Raw genomic sequence first — 4,516 nt, 5'->3', positions numbered from 1 at the left:
CTCGGAAACGGCGACCCAGTCATCACCCGAACGGGCGGGCGGGTGGGCGGGCCAGAAAAATGGCCCCGCCCTCCCGGACGGGACCATTCGAAGGCGCACGTCAGCGACGAGCGACCCCTTCGGCCCGAGCAGCCGCCGCCACCGCCGCCGTCACCGCGGGAGCGACCCGCTCGTCGAACGGCGACGGGATCACGTAGTCCGCCGCCAGATCGTCGCCGACGACCCCCGCCAGCGCCTCGGCCGCCGCGAGCTTCATGCCCTCGGTGATCCGCGACGCCCGCACCTGCAGCGCGCCGGCGAAGATCCCGGGGAACGCCAGCACGTTGTTGATCTGGTTGGGGAAGTCCGACCGCCCGGTCGCGACGACCGCCGCGTACTTGTGGGCGACGTCCGGGTGCACCTCGGGGTTCGGGTTGGCCATGGCGAAGACGAACGCGCCCTTCGCCATCGAGGCCACCGCGTCCTCGGCCACGGTGCCGCCGGAGACGCCGATGAACACGTCGGCGCCGGCCAGCGCGTGCTCGAGCGAACCGCTCAGCCCGGCCTTGTTGGTGAACCCGGCCAGCTCGCGCTTGACGTCGGTCAGGTCGCTCCGGTCCGCCGAGACGATGCCCTTGCGGTCGGCGACCGCGACGTCCCCGATGCCCGCCTCGATGAGCATCCTGGCGATGGCGACGCCGGCCGCCCCGGCGCCGGAGATGACCGCCCGCAGCTCGCCGATGCCGCGCCCGCTCAGCCGCGCCGCGTTGCGCAGCGCCGCCAGCGTCACGATCGCCGTGCCGTGCTGGTCGTCGTGGAAGATCGGGATGTCGAGCTCTTCCTGGAGCCGGCGCTCGATCTCGAAGCACCGCGGCGCCGAGATGTCCTCCAGGTTGACTCCGCCGAACGAGGGCGCGAGGCGCACCACCGTCTCGACGATCTCGTCCACGTCCGTGCAGGCGAGCGCGATCGGGACCGCGTCGACACCGCCGAACTGCTTGAACAGGATCGCCTTGCCTTCCATGACCGGGAGGGACGCCTCCGGGCCGATGTCGCCGAGCCCGAGCACGGCAGTGCCGTCGGTCACGACCGCGACCACGGACGACTTCCACGTGTAGTCGTTCACCAGGTCCGGCTGTTCCGCGATCGCGGTGCACACGCGAGCGACGCCGGGCGTGTAGGCGAGGGACAGGTCGTCCTTGTCGCGGATCGGGACGGTGGCCTGCACGGCCATCTTTCCACCACGGTGCAGCGCGAACACCGGGTCGAACGAGTCGAGGGGCTCCGCACCGCCCTCCTGGCCCGTTCCGTCGGCGCTCTCGCTGCGAGGATTGACGATCTCCGCTGCCACTGTGTCTTACCCCTTAGGTCTGCATGGTTTGAGGGTGGCCACTCCTGATTGAGAAGTGGGCGGGCATCGCGCGGAGCCGAGGTGATGCGTACGGGCGCCTGCGCGTCGGGCGCGCCGCACACGCGCCCTGAGCCCCGGATGAGGGGTGTGAAGAACCTTCTTACCGGACGGGGACCACAGCCGACGAGTCCATTCGGTGCAAGGTCACACCGCTCGGTATGTGGACCTTCGACAGTGGGCCACCACGAGTGACATGACTCATGCGGGGGGACGCACCAGTTTCCGCGGGTCCTCTTGACAATGCCTCGACAAGTAAGCAAGTGGGCGCACGCAAGGCGCCGCGATGATCTCCCTGCGGGAGGAACCGGAGATTTTTCGGCCGGAACGGGGGATTCCCGCAGATGGTCCGGCTCCGTCCGGTCGTGATGTACCGGACTGAGACGGTTCGGGGGTCGCCCGTTATCCGATTTTGACATGGCTGGCCCCCTGAATGGCGTCGTCCGAATGGCAAGATGCCGTCATCACACGAGGTCGCGACACCCGATGGTGTGTGTTCTCGTCGACCCAACGGCATGGTCGGCCCCTCGGCTGTGTCGCGCCATCGGCATCTCCATCCATCCGCCGGAGGAACCCACCATGACCGCACGCTCCACCCGAACCACGACCGCCGCGCGCACCCGCCTGGCAGCGGTCGGATCCCTCGCGGTCGCGGGCGCACTGCTGCTCACCGCCTGCGGGGACCAGACCAACAGCGGCGGAAGCTCCTCCGAGTCGTCCACCGGCTCCGACAAGGGCCCGCTCTTCTCGAAGCTGCCGGCCGACATCCAGAAGGCGGGTGTCATCAAGGTCGGCACCAACGCCGAGTACGCCCCGATGGAGTCCGTCGAGGGCGGCAAGATCGTGGGCGTCGACCCGGACATCGCCGCCGCGCTCGGCAAGCAGCTCGGCGTCGACTTCCAGTTCACCTCGGGCGGCTTCGACACCCTGATCACCGCGGTCAACACCGGCCGCTACAACGTCGCCATGTCGTCCATCACGGACAACAAGCAGCGCCAGGAGGGCCTGGACGACAAGGGCAAGAAGCTGGGCGAGGGCGTCGACTTCGTCGACTACTTCACCGCCGGCACGGCCATCTACGTCAAGAAGGGCAACCCCAAGGGCGTCAAGACCATGGACGACCTGTGCGGTCAGACGGTCGCGGTGCAGCGGGGCACCACCTACGAGGAGGCCCTGCAGGCGCAGTCCAAGAAGTGCACGGACGGCGGCAAGAAGGCCCTCAAGATCGAGTCCTTCGAGAACGACACCGAGGCGCAGACCCGCGTGAAGTCCGGCGGCGCCGTGGCCGGCGTCAACGACTACCCGGTCGCCGTGGACATGGCACGCAAGGCCGGCAACGGCAACACCTTCGAGGTGCTCGACGAGCAGTACGAGGCCGCTCCCTTCGGCATCGTCGTCGACAAGAAGAACACCCAGCTGCGCGACGCCCTCAAGGAGGCCGTCGACGCGATCATCAAGGACGGCTCCTACCAGAAGGTGCTGGAGAAGTGGGGCGCCGAGAGCGGCGCGATCAAGGCTGCCGCGATCAACGGCGGCAAGTGATCACCCCGCACCTCCTGAAGTCTTCGAAGGGCAGTCCCCATGACTGACAAGCTCGACAAGTCCTCCGCGGGCGCACCACCCGAGGACACCCCGCCGGTCGCCAAGGACGCGGCGTTCTCCGGTCCGCCGGAGGCCATCAAGGCGATCCCGGTGCGCCACTACGGCCGCTGGGTCAGCGCCGTGATCGTCATCGCGCTGCTCGGGCTGCTGGTCAACGCCTTCGCCCACGGCGACATCCAGTGGGACACGGTCGGCGACCAGCTGTTCGACTCGACCGTGATCGCGGGCGCCGGGCGCACCCTGCTGATCAGCATCCTGTCCATGGTGCTGGGCGTCGTCCTGGGCGTGCTGCTGGCCGTGATGCGGCTGTCGAAGAACCCGGTGACCAGCACGGTCGCCTGGCTGTACATCTGGTTCTTCCGCGGCACCCCGGTGTACGTGCAGCTGCTGATGTGGTTCAACCTGGCGCTGATCTTCCCGATGCTGAACCTCGGTCCGATCTACAAGGACGAGATGACGGACGTCATGACGCCGTTCATGTGCGCCCTGCTCGGCCTGGGTCTCAACGAGGCCGCGTACATGGCCGAGATCTGCCGGGCCGGCCTGCTGGCCGTCGACGAGGGTCAGACCGAGGCGGCCCACGCGCTCGGCATGAGCCACGGCAAGACGCTGCGCCGGATCGTCATCCCGCAGGCGATGCGGGTCATCGTGCCGCCGACCGGCAACGAGTTCATCAACATGCTGAAGACCTCGTCGCTGGTGTACGTGGTGACGTACAACGAGCTGCTGCGCTCGACGTCGGTGATCGGCTCCTCGTCGTTCGCCGTGATGGAGCTGCTGTTCGTCGCCTCCATCTGGTACCTGGTCATGACCAGCGTCTTCAGCGTCTTCCAGTACTACCTGGAGCGCTACTACGCCCGCGGTTCGAGTCGTAGCCTGCCGCCCACGGTCTTCCAGAAGATCCGGGCGAACCTGTTCTCGATCGGCCGCGAAAGGGGTGCGGCATGACCGCGATGGTGAAGGCCGAGGGCGTCCACAAGTCCTTCGGCGCGGTCGAGGTCCTCAAGGGCATCGACCTGGAGGTCAAGAACGGCGAGGTGTTCTGCCTCATCGGCCCGTCCGGCTCCGGCAAGTCGACGTTCCTGAGGTGCATCAACCACCTCGAGAAGATCAACGCCGGCCGGCTGTACGTCGACGGGGACCTGGTGGGCTACCGCCAGAAGGGCGACAAGCTGTACGAGCTCAAGGACAGCGAGGTCGCGCTGAAGCGCCGGGACATCGGCATGGTGTTCCAGCGGTTCAACCTGTTCCCGCACATGACGGCGGCGGAGAACGTGATCGAGGCCCCGGTGCAGGTCAAGGGCGTCAGCAAGGCGAAGGCCCGGGAGCGGGCGCGGGAGCTGCTGGACCGGGTCGGCCTGGCCGACAAGGCGGGCAACTACCCCTCCCAGCTCTCCGGCGGCCAGCAGCAGCGCGTCGCCATCGCCCGCGCGCTGGCGATGGACCCGAAGCTGATGCTGTTCGACGAGCCGACCTCGGCCCTCGACCCGGAGCTGGTCGGCGACGTCCTCGACGTCAAGCGCGACC

4 protein-coding genes are annotated in these 4,516 nt (G+C 68.0%); 3 read left to right on the top strand and 1 reads right to left on the bottom strand.

Annotated elements, in window-relative coordinates; genetic code table 11:
• Positions 1-100: 100 nt before the first annotated feature.
• On the bottom strand, positions 101-1,330 hold the full coding sequence (locus tag ABT300_RS41710) for an NAD(P)-dependent malic enzyme (protein ID WP_319278612.1): 1,230 nt from the start codon (positions 1,328-1,330) through the stop codon (positions 101-103).
• 636 nt (positions 1,331-1,966) lie between these two features.
• Between ABT300_RS41710 and ABT300_RS41705 the strand changes: the two genes are divergently transcribed.
• The 3 genes from ABT300_RS41705 to ABT300_RS41695 all read left to right on the top strand — a co-directional run.
• Entirely contained in the window at positions 1,967-2,929 is a 963-nt protein-coding gene (locus ABT300_RS41705) for an ABC transporter substrate-binding protein (protein ID WP_319278613.1), read from the top strand.
• A gap of 39 nt (positions 2,930-2,968) precedes the next feature.
• On the top strand, positions 2,969-3,937 hold the full coding sequence (locus ABT300_RS41700) for an amino acid ABC transporter permease (protein WP_351687742.1): 969 nt from the start codon (positions 2,969-2,971) through the stop codon (positions 3,935-3,937).
• Positions 3,934-4,516: amino acid ABC transporter ATP-binding protein (locus ABT300_RS41695; protein WP_351687740.1), on the top strand; the 583-nt coding region annotated here is incomplete at its 3' end. The genes ABT300_RS41700 and ABT300_RS41695, both read left to right, overlap by 4 nt.

The sequence above is a fragment of the Streptomyces sp. NPDC001027 genome (assembly GCF_040299045.1).
Classification (GTDB): Bacteria; Actinomycetota; Actinomycetes; order Streptomycetales; family Streptomycetaceae; genus Streptomyces.
Note: the sequence above shows the minus strand (reverse complement) of the source record. Positions and strands in the feature narration are given on the sequence as shown.

Excerpts from the sequence above, each read along its gene's own strand:
- ABT300_RS41705 (WP_319278613.1), top strand. The coding sequence starts at position 1,967 with ATGACCGCACGCTCCACCCGAACCACGACCGCCGCGCGCACCCGCCTG.
- ABT300_RS41700 (WP_351687742.1), top strand. The coding sequence starts at position 2,969 with ATGACTGACAAGCTCGACAAGTCCTCCGCGGGCGCACCACCCGAGGAC.